The sequence below is a fragment of the Acidobacteriaceae bacterium genome (assembly GCA_028283655.1).
GTDB lineage: Bacteria > Acidobacteriota > Terriglobia > Terriglobales > Acidobacteriaceae > Granulicella.
This window is the reverse complement of the sequence record JAPWKE010000003.1, coordinates 2,393,052-2,414,806: the sequence shown is the minus strand read 5'-3', so window position 1 is coordinate 2,414,806 and position 21,755 is coordinate 2,393,052. Positions and strand designations below refer to the sequence as shown.

General features: G+C 61.2%; 22 protein-coding genes. 13 read left to right on the top strand and 9 right to left on the bottom strand.

The window, feature by feature from the left end; all coding sequences use genetic code 11:
- Positions 1–27: 27 nt before the first annotated feature.
- The 3 genes from PW792_13290 to PW792_13280 are packed head-to-tail and all read left to right on the top strand — an operon-like array spanning position 28 to position 3,088.
- On the top strand, positions 28–510 hold the full coding sequence (locus PW792_13290; GenBank protein MDE1162900.1) for a nucleoside deaminase: 483 nt from the start codon (positions 28–30) through the stop codon (positions 508–510).
- A gap of 22 nt (positions 511–532) precedes the next feature.
- Complete coding sequence (locus tag PW792_13285; GenBank protein ID MDE1162899.1) at positions 533–1,813, top strand: homoserine dehydrogenase; 1,281 nt, start codon at positions 533–535, stop codon at positions 1,811–1,813.
- A gap of 21 nt (positions 1,814–1,834) precedes the next feature.
- Positions 1,835–3,088: an ectonucleotide pyrophosphatase/phosphodiesterase gene (locus PW792_13280; GenBank protein MDE1162898.1), complete on the top strand. Its 1,254-nt coding sequence runs from the start codon at positions 1,835–1,837 to the stop codon at positions 3,086–3,088.
- A 72-nt stretch (positions 3,089–3,160) separates the two neighbouring features.
- Here the strand turns inward: PW792_13280 and moeB are convergent, their stop codons facing one another.
- From moeB to PW792_13260, 4 genes are all read right to left on the bottom strand, one after another.
- Entirely contained in the window at positions 3,161–4,390 is a 1,230-nt protein-coding gene (gene moeB / locus PW792_13275; GenBank protein ID MDE1162897.1) for a molybdopterin-synthase adenylyltransferase MoeB, read from the bottom strand.
- A gap of 128 nt (positions 4,391–4,518) precedes the next feature.
- Positions 4,519–4,824 carry a MoaD/ThiS family protein gene (locus PW792_13270; GenBank protein MDE1162896.1) on the bottom strand — a complete coding sequence of 102 codons (306 nt, stop codon included), beginning with the start codon at positions 4,822–4,824 and terminating at the stop codon, positions 4,519–4,521.
- 343 nt (positions 4,825–5,167) lie between these two features.
- Positions 5,168–5,617 carry a M67 family metallopeptidase gene (locus tag PW792_13265; protein ID MDE1162895.1) on the bottom strand — a complete coding sequence of 150 codons (450 nt, stop codon included), beginning with the start codon at positions 5,615–5,617 and terminating at the stop codon, positions 5,168–5,170.
- Positions 5,618–5,632: 15 nt separating this feature from the next.
- Positions 5,633–6,631, bottom strand: coding sequence for a cysteine synthase family protein (locus PW792_13260; protein ID MDE1162894.1), 999 nt, complete (start codon positions 6,629–6,631; stop codon positions 5,633–5,635).
- A 104-nt stretch (positions 6,632–6,735) separates the two neighbouring features.
- Between PW792_13260 and PW792_13255 the strand changes: the two genes are divergently transcribed.
- Complete coding sequence (locus PW792_13255; GenBank protein MDE1162893.1) at positions 6,736–7,161, top strand: hypothetical protein; 426 nt, start codon at positions 6,736–6,738, stop codon at positions 7,159–7,161.
- 54 nt (positions 7,162–7,215) lie between these two features.
- On the opposite strand, the gene rsmI is transcribed toward PW792_13255, so the two are convergent.
- Positions 7,216–8,091 carry a 16S rRNA (cytidine(1402)-2'-O)-methyltransferase gene (gene rsmI, locus PW792_13250; protein MDE1162892.1) on the bottom strand — a complete coding sequence of 292 codons (876 nt, stop codon included), beginning with the start codon at positions 8,089–8,091 and terminating at the stop codon, positions 7,216–7,218.
- Complete coding sequence (locus PW792_13245; protein MDE1162891.1) at positions 8,088–9,191, bottom strand: CBS domain-containing protein; 1,104 nt, start codon at positions 9,189–9,191, stop codon at positions 8,088–8,090. Before PW792_13245 ends, rsmI begins: the two co-directional genes overlap by 4 nt.
- 39 nt (positions 9,192–9,230) lie before the next feature.
- Between PW792_13245 and rsmD the strand changes: the two genes are divergently transcribed.
- Complete coding sequence (gene rsmD / locus PW792_13240) at positions 9,231–9,824, top strand: 16S rRNA (guanine(966)-N(2))-methyltransferase RsmD (protein MDE1162890.1); 594 nt, start codon at positions 9,231–9,233, stop codon at positions 9,822–9,824.
- Between the two features lie 156 nt (positions 9,825–9,980).
- Here the strand turns inward: rsmD and PW792_13235 are convergent, their stop codons facing one another.
- Positions 9,981–10,565: a hypothetical protein gene (locus tag PW792_13235; protein MDE1162889.1), complete on the bottom strand. Its 585-nt coding sequence runs from the start codon at positions 10,563–10,565 to the stop codon at positions 9,981–9,983.
- Positions 10,562–11,518, bottom strand: a complete 957-nt coding sequence (gene thiL / locus PW792_13230; GenBank protein ID MDE1162888.1) for a thiamine-phosphate kinase — start codon at positions 11,516–11,518, stop codon at positions 10,562–10,564. The genes PW792_13235 and thiL overlap by 4 nt, the downstream gene beginning before the upstream one ends.
- A 283-nt stretch (positions 11,519–11,801) precedes the next feature.
- Between thiL and PW792_13225 the strand changes: the two genes are divergently transcribed.
- From PW792_13225 to PW792_13195, 7 genes are all read left to right on the top strand, one after another.
- The gene (locus PW792_13225; GenBank protein ID MDE1162887.1) at positions 11,802–12,803 is read left to right on the top strand and encodes a M23 family metallopeptidase; all 1,002 of its coding nucleotides are present in this window, start codon (positions 11,802–11,804) and stop codon (positions 12,801–12,803) included.
- Positions 12,804–12,933: 130 nt separating this feature from the next.
- Positions 12,934–13,566, top strand: a complete 633-nt coding sequence (locus PW792_13220; protein ID MDE1162886.1) for a helix-turn-helix transcriptional regulator — start codon at positions 12,934–12,936, stop codon at positions 13,564–13,566.
- Entirely contained in the window at positions 13,563–14,174 is a 612-nt protein-coding gene (locus tag PW792_13215) for a hypothetical protein (GenBank protein ID MDE1162885.1), read from the top strand. The genes PW792_13220 and PW792_13215 overlap by 4 nt, the downstream gene beginning before the upstream one ends.
- A 173-nt stretch (positions 14,175–14,347) precedes the next feature.
- A complete protein-coding gene (locus PW792_13210; GenBank protein ID MDE1162884.1) occupies positions 14,348–15,775 on the top strand; it encodes an SPFH domain-containing protein in 1,428 nt (475 codons plus the stop codon).
- 205 nt (positions 15,776–15,980) lie between these two features.
- Positions 15,981–16,679 (top strand): PspA/IM30 family protein, encoded by a 699-nt coding sequence (locus PW792_13205; GenBank protein ID MDE1162883.1) that lies wholly within the window; start codon positions 15,981–15,983, stop codon positions 16,677–16,679.
- A gap of 25 nt (positions 16,680–16,704) precedes the next feature.
- Entirely contained in the window at positions 16,705–17,481 is a 777-nt protein-coding gene (locus tag PW792_13200) for an aminotransferase class I and II (GenBank protein MDE1162882.1), read from the top strand.
- Positions 17,459–17,842: a DUF3037 domain-containing protein gene (locus PW792_13195; GenBank protein MDE1162881.1), complete on the top strand. Its 384-nt coding sequence runs from the start codon at positions 17,459–17,461 to the stop codon at positions 17,840–17,842. The genes PW792_13200 and PW792_13195 overlap by 23 nt, the downstream gene beginning before the upstream one ends.
- A gap of 63 nt (positions 17,843–17,905) precedes the next feature.
- On the opposite strand, the gene PW792_13190 is transcribed toward PW792_13195, so the two are convergent.
- Positions 17,906–19,372: a PQQ-dependent sugar dehydrogenase gene (locus PW792_13190; protein MDE1162880.1), complete on the bottom strand. Its 1,467-nt coding sequence runs from the start codon at positions 19,370–19,372 to the stop codon at positions 17,906–17,908.
- A 161-nt stretch (positions 19,373–19,533) separates the two neighbouring features.
- On the opposite strand from PW792_13190, the gene PW792_13185 reads away from it, so the two are divergent.
- Positions 19,534–21,582 (top strand): hypothetical protein, encoded by a 2,049-nt coding sequence (locus tag PW792_13185; GenBank protein ID MDE1162879.1) that lies wholly within the window; start codon positions 19,534–19,536, stop codon positions 21,580–21,582.
- The last annotated feature ends 173 nt before the right edge of the window (positions 21,583–21,755 follow it).

The following is a 21,755-nucleotide window of genomic DNA, read 5'->3' as shown; positions in this document are numbered from 1 at the left end:
GGAAGGCCGGATTGGATATTGCACGCCATGAGCCAGCCTCACCCAGACTCTCGTTTCATGCAGCAGGCCATCGATCTGGCCACAGAAAACGTAACCAGTGGCCGTGGCGGCCCGTTCGGTGCAGTCATCGTCAAAAACGGCGAAGTTGTGGCCACCGGCGCAAACTGCGTCACCTCTTCCAACGATCCGACCGCGCACGCCGAAGTCACCGCGATCCGCAACGCCTGCACCTTGCTGGCAACCTTCGACCTCCAGGGCTGCGAGATCTACACCAGCTGCGAGCCTTGCCCCATGTGCCTGGCCGCGATTCTCTGGTCGCGCATCGGCAAAATTTACTACGGCAACGGCGCTGCCGAAGCTGCAAAGATCGGCTTCGACGACGCTGCGTTCTACGAGCAGCTTCGCCTTCCTATCGAAGAGCGCGAAGTGCCGATGCATCGTCTTTTGCCCGAAGAAGCCTGGGAGAGTTTTGCTGCCTGGGACAAGAGCCCGTTCAAGGTGGAGTACTAAGTACTAAAAGGTGGAGTACGAAATGCACGCAACGAAATCGCTACGCGTAGGTCTGTTGGGGTTTGGCACAGTCGGCAGCTCGTTTGCCGAGGTGCTCGCAGCGAGCGGAGCAGACATCCGCATCACGCGCGTCTTCAACCGCGACGTCGAACGCAAGCGTTCGCACGAGCGCGCCAGGTTCGTTCCGTCTGACGCAAAATGGACCTCTGACGCTGCCGAAGTCATCACCGCAGACGACGTCGACGTCGTCGTTGAACTCATCGGCGGCCTCGAGCCCATCGAGCAGTGGCTTTCCGCTGCCGTTCGCGCAGGCAAGCACGTCGTCACCGCGAACAAGCAGCTCATCGCCTATCGCGGCGAAACGCTCATCGCGCTCGCTGCGGAGAGCAACGTGCAGCTTCGTTACAACGCAGCCGTCGCTGGCGGCGTTCCGGTCATCCCCGGCCTCGTTGCCGGGCTGGGCGGCGACCGCATCACACGCATCTCCGGCATCCTCAACGGCACCTGCAACTTCATCCTAAGCGCGATGGAAGCCGGAGCCGAGTACGCCGACGTCCTCAAGACCGCGCAGCAACTTGGCTACGCCGAGGCCAACCCCTCTGCGGACGTCGACGGCTTCGACGCTCGCGCCAAGCTCTGCGTGCTCTCGCGCCTCGCTCTCCGCGCCGAGCTCAACCCGGACGACGTCCCCGCGCAGACCATCTCCACCGTCTCCGCCATCGACTTCGCCTACGCCAAGGAGCTCGGCTGCACTATTCGCCAGGTCTCCCGCGCAGAGCGCGACGGCGAAAAGGTCTACGCCCGCGTCGGCCCCATGCTCATCCCCACCAAGCTCCCCATCGCCTGGTCGCACGACACGCAGAACATGGTCGTCACCAGCGGCCAGTTCGGCGGCGACGTCGTCTTCAGCGGCCACGGAGCAGGCGGTCACCCCACCGCTGTCGCAGTCATGAGCGATGTGCTCAGCGTCTCGGCTGGTGCCGGTCAGGTGCTCTTCCCGGCGCAGAAGCTCCCCGTCAGCGGCGACGTTATCGCGCCATACTACCTGCGCTTCATCGTCAGCGACAAGCCCGGCATCGTGGCTGCCATCGCCGGCGTGCTCGCGGCGCACGGCATCAATATTGATTCGCTGCTGCAGCATCGTGGGTACCCCGCCGACCGCCTTCCGTTCGTCGTCACCACGGAGCCCTGCCTGCGTTCCAAGATCGAAGCCGCTGTCGACGAGATGTCGAAACTTGACTTCTCCATCGAGCCACCCCTGGCCATGCAGCTCCTCGTCAGCGACGATCACCAAACCGACTAACAGCCCTCTTCAGGAGCCTTCATGCATCGCTCATTGCTCGCCATCGCACTGCTCACCGGGATGGCGAGCAGTGCCGTTTTTGCGCAGGACGTCACGCCGGTCGTTCACGTGGAAAACCCACCAAACGCCGCCGCGACACTGGCAAAGCACTACGTCGTCATGGTCTCGCTCGACGGCTTCCGCTACGACTACGCCCGCGAGCACGGCGCGCCGCATCTCGACGAGATGGCTGCCGACGGCGCCAGCACGCCCGACGGCATGTTGCCGTCCTACCCCTCGGTGACCTTCCCGAACCACTACACGCTCGTCACCGGTCTCCGCCCCGAGCACCACGGTATCGTCGGTATGGAGTTCTGGGACCCCACCCGCAAGCAGCGCTACCTCTTCGCCGACTCCAAAACCAACAGCGACGGCAGTTGGTACAGCGGCACTCCACTCTGGGTGCTCGCAGAAGAGCAGGGAATGCGCTCCGCCTGCTTCTTCTGGCCGGGCTCTGAGGCTGAGATCGGCGGAAAGCGCCCGTCCTTCTACCTGCACTTCGACGGCAAGCTGGACGACTACAAACGCGTCGCGCAGATCATCCAGTGGCTGCAACTCCCCGAGGCCGAGCGCCCGCACTTCCTCACGCTCTACTACTCCAACACCGACGACGCCGGGCACCACTTCGGCCCGGACTCTCCCGAAGCCAAAGAGGCCGTCCATCACGTCGACGAACTCATCGGCGAGCTCCGCGAAAAGCTCAAAGCCACCGGCCTCCCCGTCGATCTCATCGTCACCGCCGACCACGGCATGATCAAGCTCGACCCCACGCCCGTCGTGCTCGATACCCTCGTCGACATCAAGAACGTCCGCACCTCCGGCCCCTACATCTACCCTTCGTCCGAGGCCGAGACGCAGCGCATCTACAAGCAGCTCGCGGCGAAGAACGACCCTCGCTTCCGCGTCTATCGCCGCAAAAACACGCCGAAGGAGCTGCACTTCCGCACCAACCCGCGCGAAGGTGACCCTGTCGTCATCCCCAACGCTCCGTACAGCGTCTCGTGGCATCCCTCCAACCACGGCCACGGGTACATCGGCAGCCACGGCTTCAACGCGCACGCGACGCCTGAGATGAAGGCGATCTTCTACGCCGAAGGCCCCGACGTACAGCCCGGCATCAAGCTGCCGAGCTTCGATAACGTCGACGTCTACGACTTCGTCGCAAAGATACTCAACCTGAAGCCCGGCAAGACCGACGGCAGTCTCAAGCCGCTGAAACCCGCCTTGAAGCACTGACCGAATCTCCGAAAGGCGCAGACACAAAAAAGCGGCAGCCGTTTCCGGCTGCCGCTTTTACTGCAAAACAACTTAGTACTTTGGCACGCTGGGATCGATGCGATCCGCCCATGCCGTAATACCGCCCGCAAGGTTCTTCACGTTCGTGAAGCCTGCAGCCTTCAGCTCCAGCGCCGCCTTCTGCGAACGCCCGCCCGACTTGCAATGGACGAGAATCTCTACATCCTTGCCAACCGGAATTTCGTTCAGTCGCGAACCTACCTGGCCTACCGGAATCAGCGGCGCGCCCAGGTTGCAGATCTGGTACTCGTGCGTCTCACGCACATCCAGCAGGAACGGCTTGTCGCCCTTGTCCAGACGCGCCTTGTACTCTTCCACCGTCACCTGCGGAATGCCGTCGACGACGTTCGCGCCCTGGTCGACAGAGCCATGCGAGGAAACCTCAAGCGGTCCGGTCGAGGTTGGCGGTGCGATTCCGCAGAACTGGTCATAGTCGATCAGTTCCTTGATCTCACGCGTGCCGCAGGCCGGGCACTCGGGGTTCTTGCGCAGCTTCAGTGTCCGGAAGCCCATGTTCAGCGCGTCCACCAGCAGCAAACGGCCAACCAGCGGCTCGCCGATGCCGAGCACCAGCTTGATCACTTCCGTCGCCTGAATGACGCCGACAAGACCCGGCAGGATGCCGAGCACGCCACCTTCCGCGCAGCTCGGAACCAGCCCCGGAGGCGGCGGTTCGGGATACAGGCAGCGATAGCACGGGCCTTCTTCCGTAGCGAAGACAGAAGCCTGTCCCTCGAAGCGGAAGATCGAGCCATAAGCGTTCGGCTTGCCGGTCAGTACGCAGGCATCGTTCACCAGGTACCGTGTCTGGAAGTTGTCCGTGCCGTCCGCGATCACGTCGTAATCCTTGAAGATTTCGAGCGCGTTGTGCGAGGTCAGCATCGTATTGTGCTTGATGACGTTGACGTTCTTGTTCAACCCCTTCAGCATGATCTCCGCCGAGTCGACCTTCAGCTTGCCGACGGTCGACTGCGAGTGGATGATCTGGCGCTGCAGGTTCGACTCATCGACCACGTCAAAGTCCACCAGGCCGATCGTGCCGATACCGGCCGCGGCCAGGTACAGCGCCAGCGGCGCACCCAGGCCACCCGTACCCACGCAGAGCACCTTCGCGGCCTTCAGCTTCTGCTGGCCTTCCATGCCCACTTCCGGCAGGATCAGGTGCCGCGAGTAGCGGGCGATTTCTTCGTTAGAGAGCTTCGGCAGCTCGGCGGTCGTCGGTGCTTCAAACGTGGCTGGCATGGCGTTCCTTTTGTGGGGCGATTCGCTCTGATCCGAACGCCGTAAAAGCGTTTGTCTCAGTGCGCGCAGGCGATGAATGGTGAACAGAGGGAAGCGGGGTTGCTGAGGGTTCTCGCGGCTACTGGGAGCTAGCGACAACAGCCTTCAGCGGGCAGGCTACAACAGCCGCCAGCGATGGAGGGGATAATCGTGAGTTCGGCTTCGGCAGCAACAGCAGTTGCTTCCTTCTCCGGGAGATAGCGGACGTCTTCGTCTTCAAGATAAACATTGACGAAGCTCCGCAGCTTGCCTTCGGGAGTGAAGAGGTGTGCACGCATGGCCGGATAGGCCTTCGTCAGCTCCTCAAGCCCTTCGGCCACGGTCGTGCCGCCGACCGAAACAGTTTCCTGCTTCTCGGTGTACGCACGTAGCGGTGTGGGGATGTGAATCTTCATGTCGTTCCATTCTACGAGATGCGCGAGCCTCTGTCTCGGATGCAACCAATCCGCATCCTGCGGCTCCTCATCCATGATTTCTCACCCCGAGAGCCGCGACAGACCTGCTCGTCGCTCGCAAAGCCTCTCAGCCGCAACTCTCTCTGCGTTCTCTACGCGTCGTCCTCCGCGCACTCTGCGTTCCAGACTTTCTTCCCCCAGCCGCAAACGCCCGAAAATAGGCAAAGCAAGAGGGGCCAGCTGATCAGCTGGCCCCTTCGTGTACATCGCGCTTAAACTTTGCGTCCTTTGCGTTCAAGTTTTCACCTCCCCGGTGAAAAATCTCTCCGGAAGGCCTCAAACCCTACTCAAACGCAATCGGCTGGTTCTCGAACCGCTTATCTTCCTCGCACGTCCCCGACAGCAGGAAGCTGTTCGTCGTGGTCGCGTGTCCGTGGTCGACCGCCGTAATCACATACGCGCAGCCAAACCAGTGCGCTTCGGCGTAATCCGTTTGCGACCACTGCGCCGGATGGTCCGGGTGCGAGTGGTAGAAGCCGACGATGTCCAGCCCCGACTGCCGCGCCTCCCGCTGCGCCTTCATCAGCTCTCCGGGAGCGATGTTGTAGCGGTTATGCGCCGAATCCACGCGCGTATTCCCCGCGCGGATCAGCTTGTGAACATGCGTGCCGTTCACATCGCCCTTGCCGAGGATGATGCCGCAGCATTCGTGCGGATACGTCTCTTCGCCATGCTTGCGAAGGTCGCTGTAGAGAGCTTGAGAGATCAGAAAACTCACGTCTATTCCTTGCATCGGTAAAGTAAAAATCTAGGTCCGCTGGCCCACATAGCGATCGCCGTCGACCATATCGGGTGCGGCTTCGTCTTCGGCCGCTTCCGACCAGAAACGTTCGCTGAGATACTTGTCCGCCGAATCCGGCAGAATCACCACGATCACAGCCTCACGCCCTGCCTTGGACTCTTCCTCCGCCACATCGACGCAGACCGCCACCGCCGCCGCTGCGGAAACGCCAACCAGCAACCCCTGCGTCCGGCCCAGTCGCTTGGCCATCGCATAGGCACGCTCGGTCGGCATCGCGATATCGCGATCGGCCAGCTTGTCGTCATAGATCGGCGGAACGATCGCCGTCTCCATGTGCTTCAGGCCTTCCAGCCCATTGAACGGAGAATCCGGCTGCATCGAGTAGCACTGGATCGCCGGGTTCAACTCTTTCAGGCGGCGCGTCGTGCCCACAAACGTGCCCGACGTCCCGAGCCCTGCGACGAAGTGCGTCACGCGCCCTTCCGTCTGCTCCCAGATCTCGTTCGCGGTGGTGTTGTAATGCGCACGCCAGTTGTTCTCATTGCCATACTGGTCGGCGTAGAAGTACTTCTCCGGCTGCTCCGCAAAGAGCTTCCGCGCCATGCGAATCGCCCCATCCGAGCCATCTGCCGGGTCGGTCCACACGATGTTCGCGCCATAGGCCGCGAGAATGTGTTTGCGTTCGGAGCTCACGTTTGCGGGCACACACAGCGTTACCGGGAAGCCCTGCGCCGCACCCAGCATCGCGTAGGCGATGCCCGTGTTGCCGCTGGTGGCATCGAGCAGATGCTTTCCCGGCGTCAGCAGGCCTTTGGCCTGCGCGTCGGCCACAATCGCAGAAGCGGCGCGATCTTTCACGCTGCCCCCTGGGTTGGCCCACTCGGCTTTGCCCAGAATCAGCGTTCCGGGCAGGTGTGCGGTCAGGCGGTCAAGGCGAATCAGCGGAGTGTTGCCCACGCGATCGAGAAGGGCGGTGCCAAGCGGCTTGGAAGCAGAATCAGTCATCGTTTGAAGCGTTCGGCGCAAGTGTGCGACAGTTAGTTGAGTGTAGCTGATCGGTGCGCAGCGTTTATCGCGCGCCCACAGAGTTCATAAGGAAGATTCCGCAGATGGCGAAGGCAATTAAGCAGCCCACGTTCGACGAAGTTCTTGCCGCTCTTGGCAATGAAAAGTTTGATGTCGCACCCGCGACAGAAGGTGCAAACCGTTCCGCAGGCGCTCGCCGCGTCTCGAAATACGGCTGTGCGGCAGAGATCGCTCCCGCCACGGCGAAGGACTCACCCGTCCGCCTACTCTCCAAGGGCGGCTGGCTGCTCGGCGGCGAGATCGCAAGTCTGCTCGATCGCGGCTACCAGAAGTTCCTGAAGACGTCGAAGCTCGAAATTCCGGCCACGGCAGATCAGCTCCGAGCCATCCACCTCTTCAACGAAGAGCTGAAGGAAGCCGCTGGTGCGCTCGTGCTCTACAACGAAGCGATGGGAACCACCAGCGACGTGTACATGTACGACCGTCTCCGCGGCCGCGAACACGTCTAAAATTTGTTTCTGCACCAAAGCGAACGGCGAGCCCTGGGCTCGCCGTTCGTCGTTTTAACGCTTCGTCCGCTGCCACTCGCGATACGCTTCGCTCTTGCCCAGCCCGCGGGCCTTCGCCGCCTGCTTCAGCGCATCCTTCTCGCTCGCTCCGCCAGCCACCAGCGCAGCCACCTCCGCCGCCAGAGTCATCGCCGTCTGCGCTGCTGCAGCCACCTTGCCGTCGAGCAGCAACACCATCTCGCCGCGCACCGCAGGCCTTGCCTGCAGCTCCGCCAGCACCGCTCCTGCCGTACCGCGCACAAACTCCTCATGCAGCTTCGTCAGCTCGCGGGCCAGCGCCACACGATGCTCTGCACCAAACACGGCGATCACATCCGCCAGCGCTTCCAGAATGCGATGCGGCGTCTCGTAGAAGATCTGCGTTGCTGGCGATTCGTCCTTTACCAGCACCGCTCGTAACGCCTCAAGCTGCGTCTTCCGTGCACCTTCTTTCGAAGGCAAAAAACCGTTGAACGCAAACTTCTCGGCCGAAAGCCCGCTGGCAATCAGCGCATTCACCGCCGCATTCGCTCCGGGGATCGGAATCACTGCAATCCCGGCAGCCATCGCATCCGCAGCTAGCACCGCTCCGGGATCAGCAATGCCCGGCGTACCCGCATCGCTCACCACCGCGATGCGCGCACCCTGCTTCAACTGCTCCACAAGCTGTGTCGCCCGCGAAAGTTCGTTGAAGTCGTGGTAGCTCACCGTCGGCGTCGAGATGCCGAAGTGCGACAGCAGCTTCGACGTCTGCCGCGTGTCTTCGCACGCAATGCGGTCGGCCGAAGCCAGCACACTCAGCGCCCGCAGCGTAATGTCTTCAAGGTTTCCAATCGGCGTTGCGACCAGATACAGCCCCGGTGCCAGCGGCTTCTTCTCCGCAACCATCATGCCTGCCCCGAGTTCGTTGCCGGAGCTGCCTGCGCCTTCACCAACTGCACCGCACGCGTCAGGCTCTGGGGCGTCAGAATGCCCATCAGGCGGCCATCTTCTTCCACCACCGGAAGGAACTCGCTCGCGCCCAGCGCAGCCGAACGCTGCAGCGCCTCGCTCAGGCTCTCATCGGGAGACGCACTGTGCAGCGACCGCATCATCACGCCCTGCAGATAGCCATCGCCGTTCACCCGCATGTGCTCGACCACCGTTCCGCGGCTCACCGAGCCCACCAGGCGATCGCCACGCACGACCGGGAACACTTCCTGCATCGTATGCACCGTGCGCGTCAGCACGTCGCCCAGCGTGTCCGAACTCGACAGCAGAATCAGGTCCGTCAGCATCACCTCGCGTACGCGGATCGAGCTTGCCTCCTGCGTGTTTGCCGGTTGCTGTGACAGGTTGATCTGCGCGCCCAGGAAGAACAATCCACCCAGCGCAATCAGCCACGGATTCAGCGTCGCCAACCCTGCCAGTGCGACGGCAAGCGCCACCATGGACCCCAGGTGGAACGGAGGCATCGAGCCTGCCGGTACCGCAGCCGCAGGCGCCGTCTCGCGCTTGCCAAAGAGCTTGCGGTTGGGCAGCGCACTCGGCAACAGACCCACAATGGCGATCACAAACTGCATCCACACAAACGACCGCAGGATGTGGGCAAAGCTCAGCCACGGCTGAGCAAACAGCTGCAGCCCGGACAGAAACGCGTACGACGTTCCCAGCATCAGCAGCCCACAGAAGACGTTCGCCACAGGCCCTGCAACAGCCACTGCGGTCAGTTTCGGCTCCGTGCGCGAAGGCGTCAGCGCCATGATGCCGCCCATCGGGAAGAGCAGCAGCGCGCGCAGGTCCATTCCGAGATACGCCGTCGTCACGCCACGGGCCACCTCGCGCACCACGATCGCCGCGCACAGCGCCAGCCACAGGCCGAAGCCGCGCATCGTCGAGCCGGTCACCACGGCGGAAAAGCCCGTGGCAAGAGCCAGCAGAAGAACGAAAGAGACGTGCAACCGCACATCAACGCCAAAGAAGCGGCCCAGCGGGATAGAGAAACGAATCATGCACCTTTCATTGTAGGCCGCACGATATGCTCAGGTCTGATGAGAGTGATTGCCGGTCAATTCCGTTCGCGTCCGCTCGACGCCCCGCGTGGCATGGACACCCGCCCCACCAGCGACCGTCTGCGCGAAACCCTGTTCAACGTCCTTGCCCCTCGCATCGACGGCGCCCATGTCCTCGATCTCTACGCGGGCTCCGGCTCCGTAGGCATCGAGGCCCTCAGCCGCGGCGCGGCCTCCTGCCTCTTCGCAGAAAACGCTCCGCCTGCCATTGCGGCCATCCGCAAAAATCTCTCTTCGTTGAAGCTCGTCACCGGCGTTCAGGTGGAGTCCAAAGGCGTAACGCGCACTCTCGAAGGCATGGCAAAAACTTCTGCCAAACTTGGCCGTACGCAGGGTGCAGACATCGTCTTCCTCGACCCACCCTACGAAGCTGCCGACGAGTACGAGAGCACGCTGCGCACGCTCTCCCGCCTCCACGCCCAGGTGCTGAACTCTGAGGCCGTCGTCGTCGCCGAGCACCGCAAGAAAGCCCCTTTGCCTGAACGCATCGGCGTGCTCGAACGCACGCGCGTCCTCGAACAAGGGGACGCCGCCCTCAGCTTCTACCGCGTCGCCGACACACCCGCAGAGTAAGCGCCGCGCAGAGATCTTCGCCTCCCCGCAACACCCTCTGCGCCTTCTGCACTCAAAGCCTTCCTTCGCGTACCCTTAGCGTCCTTCGCGAACTCTGCGTCGAAGCTTTCTCTCACCGAGCTGCGAATCTCAGCCGCGAATCTCAGCCCGCGAAGCTCAATCAAACCCACCACCGCTATGCTCACCGCTGCCAAGGTCCATCACGAACGGCACATCGCGGTCCTCCATCATGTGCCATCCCGTGCCGTGCAGTTTGCCCTCGCGCACCTGGCCTAGCGTGACGCCCTCCCACGACAGCCGTTTGCTCTTCCACGCCACGCCCTCAGCCCCCAGCGCGACCACATTGTGGAACCCCGCCAGCAGGATGAGTCCCGCGTCCGGAGCCGCAATCACGGCTGTTACCGGCCTCTGCTCCAGAAATACGCAACGCTCCGGCGCAAGCGTATTCACCAGGTAGGCATAGCCTCCCGCAACCGCCAGCAACTCATCGGCATGGGGGCAGGCCCAGAGCCCGCTCGGCAGGTCGGGGGAATGAAACCCCAACGCACACTGCGCCAGAAATAGTCCTCCGCTCGCCGGTCGAACCTCGGCAAACAACGCGCCGCGAGCCATGGCTTCTTCTTCACCCGGCACAAACTGGGGATAGATAAACTGCCGCGCCGGGGCGATCATCGGTGGCCGTTGCAGAACTTTCGCGCTCCACGTTGCAGGGAAGTCCAGGTGGACCTCAGGCGTACTCATCGCAGGTGCTCCCATCCGCCGCGAAGCAGCGGTTCTCGCTTGCCGTCCGTTCCAACGGAGCTCACAAGCGGTTGATCTTTACGCACTCGAACGATTCGTCCGATGCGCGTCACAGGCACGCCGCCAAGCTTCGCCGGAAGCTTCGTTCCCGGCCGCGCCGTAAAGAGAAGTTCGTAATCCTCGCCACCATGCAGCGCCAGTTGCAGGGGCTGGGCCTTGCGCAGCGCAAGCGGATGCAGTGGAAGCAGCGCGAGTTCGACCTCGGCCCCTACGCCAGAGGCTTCGCAAAGGTGCGCCAGATCGGTAGAAACGCCGTCAGATAAGTCCATGCACGCGGTCGCCAACCCTCGCTCGCGCAGGGCCTTGCCCGCTGCCAGCCGGGGCTCGGGAAAGAGGTGCGGATGCAGGCCTCGCGAAGATATCTTCTTTCCCGCGAGCACATCCTTCAGCTCTGCGGCAGCCCCGCCCAAAGAGCCGGTGACGTAAAGCGAATCGCCGACCCGCGCGCCTGTCCGTCGCATCGCGGTTCCAGCCTTCGCTTGCCCGAGAAGCACGATGTCCGCCAGGGCGAAATCCCCCGGAGACTCCGACGTATCGCCGCCAGCCAAGGGGGTTTTCGTGCGTTTTGCCAGTGCCGAGAAACCTTCGAGCAGACCGTCCAGCCAGCGGGAATCGGTGGCCAGCGAGCGCGGGAGAGCGAGAGAAAGGAACGCCACCATCGGCGTTGCGCCCATCGCGGCGAGGTCGCTGAGGCCGCGCGCCAGAATGCGATGGCCGATGGCTTTGGGGCTGTGGTGGGAGCGGGTAAAGTGGCGGTTTTCGAGGGAAAAGTCTGTAGTAACAACAACTTCCGCACCCGGCGTGGGCGCGAGAATCGCGCAGTCGTCGCCGATGCCGAGCCGTAGCGTTTTCGACGGTTTGGCCCCAGCGCGCAGGCGAATGCGTTGAATCAAAGCAAGTTCGCCGCTGGGGGGCGGCGTCCTGCGGTGATGAGTGCTCGTCGATCCGGATCGCGGAGGCATCGCGCACAGAATACCAATGCTCTGTTTTGAGAGCGTTCAAGGGGAGCTGCGGCTTGGTTATCCGGGTGACGACAGGTTACTCTAGTGGTACATGGCGCTGCGTTCCGCTGCGCTCAAGGCTCGACTCTGCCGGGAGAGTGTTTTACCGGGCAGAACAAAGAAAAGTCGCCTTTTGCACCGCTTTTATGCGGCGCGGGCAGGGAACAGGAACGGTTTGCGCAAACGGTATTTTGTCTACGTCACGCGGAATGAGGATGGATCGGCCGATGAGGTCAACATCCCCATGCGGTACGTCTACGTCTTTCTGACAGCGACGATCATGGGCATGTTCACGATCGCGGGTATGGCCGGTTCCTACACCCGGATGCTGGCTAAAGCCGAGACAATCAACCACTTACGCAATGAGCTGGCGATGAGCCGCAGTGATTATGCGCATCTGGAAAAGCAGAACCACGAAAAAGATGTGCAGGTTGCGAGCCTTGGCTCGCTGGCCAGCGAGGTTTCGGCGATCTATGGCCTGACCGCTGGAAAGCTGACGCTTCCGCTTCGGCACGGCTTCCGTACGCCGACGAAAAGCGCTGCGAATGCTGTGGAAAGTGCGGCGCTGAAGGACGATACAGCGAGCTTTACCGACGATAGCTATTACAAGTCGCTGGACACGTTTTATGCGCTGAAGAAGACCGCTGCCAGCGGTCTTCTGGCTCCCAGCTCGATTGACCCGAACCTCGGTATCCGTAGTGCTTTGAGCGGTTTAGGCGCGATTGATATCGCTGGCCTGGGCACGATTCCTGACATGTGGCCGATCATGGGGCCGATCACTTCCGGCTTTGGCGAGCGCGAAGATCCGGTGATTGGCGGCGGTACGGGTGAGTTCCACAAGGGTGTGGATATCGGCTCGCCGCAGGGTACGCCGGTCCATGCTCCGGCACCTGGCAGGGTCATCAAAGCCAGCATGGGCAATGGTTATGGCCGCGAGATCGAAATTGACCACGGAAACGGGATTGTGACGGTCTATGGCCATCTTTCGGGATGGAATGTTACGGCCGGTGAAACGGTCGTAAAGGGCCAGGTCATCGGCTTTGTGGGGCACTCCGGACGGACGACGGGCAATCACCTGCATTACGAGGTACAGGTGCGCGGAACGGCCGTAAACCCGCATAAATACCTGCGAACGACGATGGCTCAGCTTGGTGGAACGGGCTCCACGGGCGGGTAAAAACCGGAACGGAATTGAGCACTTTGAAACGATTAAATGCGCCTTTCGCAAGGCGCATTTTTCGGGCTCTTGACCATTATCGCAAATTGCGATATATTGATTGCAATCCGCAATGGAGCCGGATAGAGCCATGAAGCTGGCTGACAAAATTCGCTACCTTCGGGAAGTGGAAGGAAGCCTTCGAGGGCTGGGCCGTGCGATGACGCAGGGCGAGTTGGTGAAGGCGATTGGGTCGGAGACGGGCCAGGCGTTGAGCCAGAGCTACCTCTCGCAGATCGAAAGTGGATCGCGTCCGCACCTGACCAACAACACACGACTGCTGCTGGCGAAGTTCTTCAAGGTGCATCCCGGCTACCTGGTCGATGATCCTGACGGCTACCATGCAGAGCTGATGAGCGATGTGCGGTTGCAGGAGGACACGCTCGACCTGTGGTTGATTGGCGGGGCTGAACGCTTCCGCAAAGACCCCGAGGTTCGCCGGTCGCTGCTGGAGATTGCGCGGCATGAAGATTCGCGGCGGTGCCTGTTGCTGCTGGAGTGCATTCTCGCCACCGATGGGCTCGCGGACCGCTTGCTGGAGGTGTTGCATCCGGGAGCAAAGGCGAACACGGAGAGCGCGGAGGCCGCAGAGGTGCACGGAGAAAAACGTGTGTCGAAGAGGCTTGCGGAGAAGCGAGTTGCCGCGAAGAGCACAGCCACTACGAGTGCAGCTACTACGCGTGCAGTGAAGAAGAGTGCCGTGAAGAAAGGAGTTCAACGTTGAGCCATATTGATTGGAACTCGCTTTATCTGACTTGCTTTGTGATCGGGCTGTTGTTGAGCGTGTTGTCGGTGATGACGGGAGCGATGCATCTGCACGTTGGTCACTGGCATATTGGCCATGGACATGCGCATGGTGCTGGCCATCGGCATGGGCTTTCGCCGGTGAATGCGTTCACGATCACGGGCTTCCTTTGCTGGTTCGGCGGAGCGGGCTATCTGATGCATCGGGCGCATACGTTTGGTCCGGCGATTGTGCTGACGTTAGCGATGCTTTCCGGGCTGGCTGGTGCGGGGCTGCTGCTGTGGTTTCTGACCGGTGTGCTGATGAAAGCAGAGCGCACGCTGGAGGCCGCGGATACGGAGATTGTCGGTGTGCTCGGGAAGCTGTCGCAGCCGATTCGTGAAGGTGGCGTGGGCGAGATGCTCTACGCGCAGAACGGATCGCGGCGGTCGGTGGCGGTGAGAGCGCTGGATGGCCATGCGATTGATCGGGGCGCGGAAGTTGTGGTGATGAGCTTTGCTCGCGGTGTCGCACAGGTGCGGCGTTGGAGTGAGTTTGAGGATGGATTGATGGGTGGGGAGGTGCAGGGGGTGGAGGGGAGAGGGTGATTGGTTGTCAGTTTTCAGTTGTCAGTTGTCGGTAGGGAGTAGTTAGTTTGAGTTTTGGTGCGGGCGGTGAGTTGGATTGCCGCTTGCTTGACGTGAACCGGAGGTAGTGGCTGGATACAGGCTGCGCTTCCATAACCTGCAAGATGTTGTTCTCTGTTGAGAGGCAGAAGTAAATGAATACGACCATGATTGTGGTTGGTGCGTGTGTTCTGGTGGTGTTTGGACTGATGGGCGTAATGGCGTCCATGTTCCGCAAAGCTGGTCCAAACGAAGCGTTGATCCGCTATGGTTTTCGTGGCAAGAAGGTGATTACAGGGCATGGAGCGCTGGTGTTTCCAGTGGTCGAGCACGCCCGCATTCTTTCTCTTGAGCTGATGAGTTTTGACGTGGCCCCGCAGCAGGACCTGTACACGAAGCAGGGTGTTGCGGTGACGGTGGAAGCTGTGGCGCAGATCAAGGTGCGCTCGGATGAGACGAGCATTATGACGTCTGCCGAACAGTTTCTGACGAAGACTCCGATGGAGCGTGAAGGCTTGATTCGCCTGGTGATGGAAGGTCATCTCCGCGGCATCATCGGTCAGCTTACGGTCGAACAGATTGTGAAGGAGCCGGAGATGGTGGGCGAGCGTATGCGCGCGACCTGTTCGGAGGACCTGAGCAAGATGGGCCTGGAGGTGGTTTCGTTCACGATTCGCGAGGTTCGCGATAAGAACGAGTACATCACCAACATGGGACGTCCGGATGTAGCTCGCATTCGTCGTGACGCGGAGATTGCGTCTGCAGAAGCCGAACGTGACACGGCGATTCGTCGCGCGATTGCGTTGCGTGAAGCTGCTGTCGCGAAGTCTGCTGCGGACCAGGAACGCGTGCTGGCAGAGACGCAGTCGCTGGCCAAGCAGGCAGAGGCGCAGCGTGACCTGGATGTGCAGAAGGCGCAGTTCATGGAGATTGCGCGTCGCCAGGAAGCGCAGGCCGATAAGGCTTATGAGCTGCAGACGAATGTGATGCAGCAGAAGGTGATCGCCGAGCAGGTGAAAGTACAGCAGGTCGAGAAGGAAGCGCAGGTCAAGGTGCAGGAGGCCGAGATTATGCGTAACCAGGCTGAGCTGACGGCGACGGTGTTGAAGCGTTCGGAGATTGAAGCGCAACGCATCAACAACATGGCGAACGCAGAGCGCGCGCGTGTGATTGCTGAGGCCGAAGGACGGGCGCAGGCGATCCGCACGCAGGGTGAAGCGGAGGCTTCGATCATCTTCCAGAAGGGTGAGGCAGAGGCGAAGGCGATGAACATCAAGGCCGAGGCGTACCAGGAGTGGTCGCAGGCTGCGGTGGTCGACAAGCTGCTGACGAACATGGCGGATGTGGTGCGGGCGATGGCTGAACCGCTGTCGAATGTGGACAAGATCACGATTGTGTCTACGGGCGATGGCAAGACGGTGGGCGCGCATAAGCTGACGGGAGAGATCACCGAGATTGCCGCCCAGGTGCCTGCGTTGTTTGAGGCCCTGAGCGGTATGAAGATGAGCGACCTGATGGCGAACGTGAAGCAGATGGCTGTGCGTCCGAACAGCGGGCCGACCATTGATGGTGAAGAGAAGTAAGAGAGTTGGCCGCCGGGGTCCTTTGGACTCCGGCGGTTGGCTTTTTGAGATTGGCTGGGAGATGTGATCGTTCGATCGTCTTCCAAACGTACCTCAGGGGCTGAAGCCCCTTGATTTGCGGATGGTTGATGGCATGGCTGAAGCCATGCCCCTTCGATTCCCGGGTGAATGAAGTTCGGCGAGGTTGTGAGAAAGGCGTGATGAGATGGCGTTGATGGAGAGAGTGGCGATGTTGATGCGCGCGAATGTGAATGATCTGATCGATCGCGCAGAAGACCCGGAGAAGATGCTGCGCCAGTTGGTGCTCGATATGGAGAACCAGTTGCTCCAGGTGAAGACGCAGGTGGCGATTGCGATCGCGGACCAGCACCTGTTGAACAAGAAGCGCAAGGAGCAGGAGGAGATCTCTGCCGGTTGGCATGCGAAGGCGGAGCTGGCGTTGAGCAAGGAGCAGGAAGACCTGGCTCGTGCGGCGTTGGAGCGGTCGTTGTCGCATACGCAGATGGCGGAAGGGTTTGCGCGGCAGTATGACGAGCAGACGGCTGAGGCGGATGCATTGCGCGTGACGTATGGGAAGCTCGAAGCGAAGCTGAAGCAGACGGAAGCGCAGTGCGAGATGGTGGCGGCGCAGGCACGGAGGGCTCGGATGATGAGCAAGGCGAATGCGGCGCAGGAAGAGGTGGCGAAGGCGGCGGGTGCGAGAACGTCTCCGCTGCAGAGGCTTAAGGCGCGGCTGCAGAGTGTGGAGGCTTCGAATGCGGCGAGCAAGGAGCTGCTGCATGGCGAGGCGTTGAACCCGGCTTCGCTGGAGGACCGCTTTGAGGTGTTGGAGCGGGATGAGAAGGTGGAGCGGCTGCTGGGTGAGTTGAAGCAGAAGCAGGCGCGGATGCTGCAGGCAGGGTAACGGCTACACTAGGCGAATGTTGTCGTTGCCACGTACGAGTGCGATTCGTTACATGCTGTCGATGCGCGAAGGCGGGTCGATGCCTGCGCTGCTGGAAACAGAAGATGCCAGGCGCTATGTGGTGAAGCTGCGCGGTGCCGGACAGGGACCGCGTGTGCTTGCCGCCGAGTTTCTGACGGGCGAGATTGCGCGCAGGCTGGAGTTGCGGGTGCCTCGTCTGACAGCGGTGACGCTGGACGCGGTGTTTGGGAAGACGGAGCCGGACCCGGAGGTGCGGGAGCTGTTTCAACGCTCGGCCGGGGTGAACTTCGGGCTGGAGTATCTGCCGCAGTCCACGGTGTTTGATCCGGTCGCGGGTGATCGCGTGAGTGCGGAGGAAGCGTCGCGCGTGGTGTGGCTGGATGCGTTTGTACGCAATGTGGACAGGACTCCGCGGAACGCGAACCTGTTGATGAAGGACCATAAGCTATGGCTGATCGACCATGGCGCTTCGATGATCTTTCACTTTCATTGGCCTTCTGCGCAGAGCAAAGCGGTGGATGCGTTTGCGGCGATTCGAGACCACATTCTGCTGCCTTGCGCGGGTGAGATCGCAGGCGCGTCGACGTGGGCGCATGAGCGACTGACTGCGGAATTTTTTGCGGAGCTGGTGGCGGCGGTGCCGGAAGAGTTTTTGCCAGAGGACGACGGTGTTTCCGTGGAAGAGCAGCGCGCGGGGTATCGCGCGTACTTTGCAGAACGGCTGAAGCATTCGGCTATCTTTGAAGAGGAGATTGTCCGTGTCCGAGCGCAAAGCCTATAACTACGCGGTGATTCGTGTTGTGCCCCGTGTGGAGCGCGATGAGTTTGTGAATGCGGGCGTGATTCTGTTTTCTGCTCAGAAGAAGTTTCTGGGGCTGAAGATGGAGCTGAGCGAAGAGAAGCTGATGGCGCTGTGGCCGGGGACGCCCATCGCCGCGATTCGCAACCATCTGGATGCGGTGGAGAAGATCTGCAACGGCGATGCGGATGGTGGGCCGATCGCGAAGCTTTCGCAGAGTGAACGGTTTCAATGGCTGACGTCGCCGCGCAGTACGATGATTCAGATCTCGCCGGTACGGACGGGCGTGACGGACGATGCCGCGTTGACGCTGGCGAAGCTTGCGGGCGATCTGATTTCGTGAACCCTGTGGTGTGTAGAAAGGCCGCGTCGTGGAGACGCGGCCTTTTTGTTTTTGGCGGTAGGCTTACCTGGTGGGGGCTACTCGCCAGACGCTGCGGGAGCCGTCATCGGAGACATAGAGTGCGCCGTCCTGGCCGACGGTGACGCCGACGGGGCGGCCCCAGACTTTGCCGTCTTTGGTGACGAAGCCGGTGAGGAAGTCGTCGTACTCGCCGGTGGTTTTGCCGTTGGCGGTGGTGGGGATGAAGATGACTTCGTAGCCGGCGCGCTGGGCGCGGTTCCAGGAGCCGTGTTCGGCGGCGAAGATACCGCCGTGGAAGCTGCGCGGGAAGGCCTGCGGCGCATGTGTGGATGGGTAGAAGGTCATCTCGAGCGAAGCCATGTGGGGCTGGACGAGGACGTCAGGGGTGCGGACTTTCCGGCTGAGGTCGACGTGTTTGCAGGACTTGGCTTCGGCTTCGGTGAGCGAGGTGGAGCGCTGCGGATTGGGTCCGGTGCCGTTGGCGCAGGGCTGCGGGAGGCGTGGGTCCTGATGGCCGCCCATGTAGTACCAGGGCCAGCCGAAGAAGCTGCCTTCGGGAACGCTGGTGACGTAGTCGGGGACGAGGTGGTTGCCGAGTTCGTCGCGCTCGTTGGTGGAGCACCAGAGCTCATTGTTGGCGGGATTGATGGCTTCGCCGACGCAGTTGCGAATGCCGGAGGCGTAGACCTTTTCGAACTTGCCCTCGGGGGTGTACTCGAGGATGTCGGCACGGTGGAGTTCGAGGGCCTCACGCTTGCCGCCGGAGCGTTCGTAGTCGGTGTCGGGGTTGTTGATATTGGAGCCGGAGCCAACGGATACGAGCATGTGTTTGCCGTCGGCGGTGAAGACGACGTCGCGGGTCCAGTGGCCGCCGCCGGTGAGCTGGGCGTAGCCGGGGATGTCGGGGACGATGGTCTGCGGAACGCCGGTGGCTTTGGTGTCGCCGGAGTGGTAGGGAATGCGCTGGATGGTGGTGGCGTTGCCGACGTAGATCCACTGCGGGTTGGAGGCGGGGTAGAAGGCGATGCCGAAGGGGTGGTCGAGGCCGGTGACGAAGGGAGTGACGGTGGCGGCGTGACCGTCGGGGCTGAGGCCACGGAGGAGGAAGAGCGTGCCGTCGCCGGAGTCGGCGAGGAAGATGTCGCCGTTGGGCGCGGTGCGCATGAGGCGCGGCATGGTGAAGGTGCCGGAGGCGCGCTTCATGTGCTCGGTGTTGTCGGCGCGCTGCATGGGGCCGTTGTCGCCGCCGGCGTAGAGCGTGACGGTGAAGCCTGCGGGGGCGATGGGCATGGCTCCGGCAGGACGCGGGACGAGGTGTGCGGTGTTCTGCACGCTCTCTTCGGGGTGCGGCGCGGGGAGGTCGGCGAGGGTGATCTTGTGGCGAACGCCGGGGTGCTGCTGGTCCCAGTTGGTGAAGGCGGATTGGCCAGTGAGGACGGGCTGCTGGGCAAAGGCAGATGCAGCAGCAACGAAGAGGGCGGCGGAAGCTGTTGCCTGAAGAAGTCGCATGTGGGTTGGACGCGAATTGAAGGCATCGTGATGCGAGGCTAAAAACTTATGCCGAGAGTGAGTTTTTACTTGTTGCGGTTTTGATGTCATGTCAGACTCATTTCACTTCCTGTTTTACCTTACTCCGGCCCGATAACTTATTTCATTTCAAGGACATTCCCATGCGGATAGCGGCCTATGCTGCGTTGTGCGCGATCCTCGTTGGGCAGCCCGGAGCGGCTGCCTTTGCCCTTTCCTCCCAAGCATCTCAACCCGCTGTTACACCGCCAGTCGTTACGGCAATCAACGCACAGACTCCAACGCCCGAACCCGCAGAGGATAAAGTCACTGCCAAAGATGTGATGACTTCCTGCAAGCTGAGCGATGCGATGAAGTCTGGCAAGAAGAAGAAGATTCGTGAAGCCGTCGGTTGTCTTCAGGACGAGTTGATGCTGCAGCGCATGATGCGCAGTTTCAGTTCCAGCTGGAACGATGCAACGGGGACTGCTGCAGCAAAGCCGCCGAGTGACACTCCAGCAACTGCGTCTACTGGCCCTACCGGGGTCAAAGGAGCCACAGGGGCGACCGGATCCACAGGGGCAACCGGCGCCACAGGAGCCACTGGAGCCACAGGAGCCACAGGCGCTCGCGGCGCCACAGGAGCGTCGGCAGCTACTGGACGCGGGAGTAGTAACGGAAGCGAAAAGAAGCCGGTGGGTGCAGCCGGAGCGAAGATAAAGATGCCTTCCCTCAAGACTCCGACATATAAGCTGGTGGATCCGACGGGGAAGACAACAGAACTCTACAGTGCCAGCGACATTCATGCGCTGACTCTTCCCCTGATCAATGCTATGGTGCCTGACGCTACTGTTCCTGTGGGTATCGTTGCCCCTTCGGGGGCAAGTGGCAGCACCGGGGCAACTGGGGCCTCGGGAAGCGTCAGTGCGAAGGATAGTGGCGGAGGAGGGGCTGTTGTGACTGCGGCTTCCTTGAGCGCCTCTCAGTCGCTTTCGGCTTGCTCTCCGGTTACAGGTTCGGCCTCGGGGCAGTTGGGAGTTCAAAAGCTGCGTGTGACGCGATCCCTGATGGAAGGCTTCGAGTCGAAGGATGATTTTGGGTATCGCATAGGCAATCACTACCGGACTTATCAGGTGACGGTGGCAAACCTCGATGCCGATCACTTTTATTTAGTGCATGACATTACATTGGACTGGAAGGATGCGGCTGGCAGCAGCAGTAGCTCCAACCTGCAGTACAGGGCGTCGACGCGGGATCTCTCCCTGATGCGCGGTATCCCGGAGCAGGGAGCGGATCTGGACCCTCGGAATATGGCGTACAACATCATCGAGGGCATCGGATCTGTGGCGGGCGGTGTGACCGCTCTGACGCCGTTTGCGGATGTGATGGGGCCTGCGGTTGCGGCGTTTAACGGGCCGTTTGCGCAGGGCTATTCCAAGATTCTTCCAAATCACCAGGCAACACAGCTCAATCGGCTGAGTGACAGCGCGTTCCAGGCTAATGTTGTGATCGAGAAAGGTCGTTCGCGAGCGTTTGCGGTGTTCGTCCCGAACGAAACGCTGGCCTATGTGATCGATCCGCAGGCCGTGGATGTGTGTGTTGACGGAGCGTTTGTTTCAGAGCTCGATCAAAGCACACCAACGGTGAGCACTGTGAAGATCGATAAGCCGGTGGGGCTTGCGACGGTTGGTACGGAGCTTGCCGTAACGATCAACGGTAGTGACCTATGGAACGGAGAGCAGGTCTCCGTCGCGGTGTCGCCGTCTGATGTTGCGAAGTTCAACGCTGCGAATGTTGGTGCTTCTGCAGTGAGCGGCACGCTGACTGTTTTAAAGCCGATTGCCCCCGGAGACAAGCTCACATTCAAAGTTACAAAAGGAACTGTTTCAAGCAGCTACGACGTGACGGTTGCTTATGATCCAACGATCAAAACAGCAACGATTTCGCCAGCGACTTCCGGGCAGGCGATATTAAAAAATGCCTCTGCAAATGTGACCATTACGGGAGCCGGTTTCATCGACAAGAAAACGGCTATCTGGATTGCGGGAACTCCGGCTGGCGTTTTGGCGACGACGGATGGCACAACTGGGACGTTGATCGGAGTTACGCTACCTGATACCTATGCGGCGCAGGCTGATGTCGAGGTGCGTAATTCAGCCGATGCCGCAGCGCCTGCTTTGCCCATCCACGTGGCGTCGAACGAAAAGCCATAGAAGTTTGCAGGCTGATTGTTGGCTTGGGAGAAACGCTTCTTTGGCTCGCGTTTGGGGCTGGAGAAGCGTTTGCCTATGGTTGAAGGAGGGACGGCTCTGAATGCAGATACAGAGGATGCTGTGGGTAGCAATGGCCGGGGCTAAAGCCCTTCATGTTTGAGGGTTTGACGGTG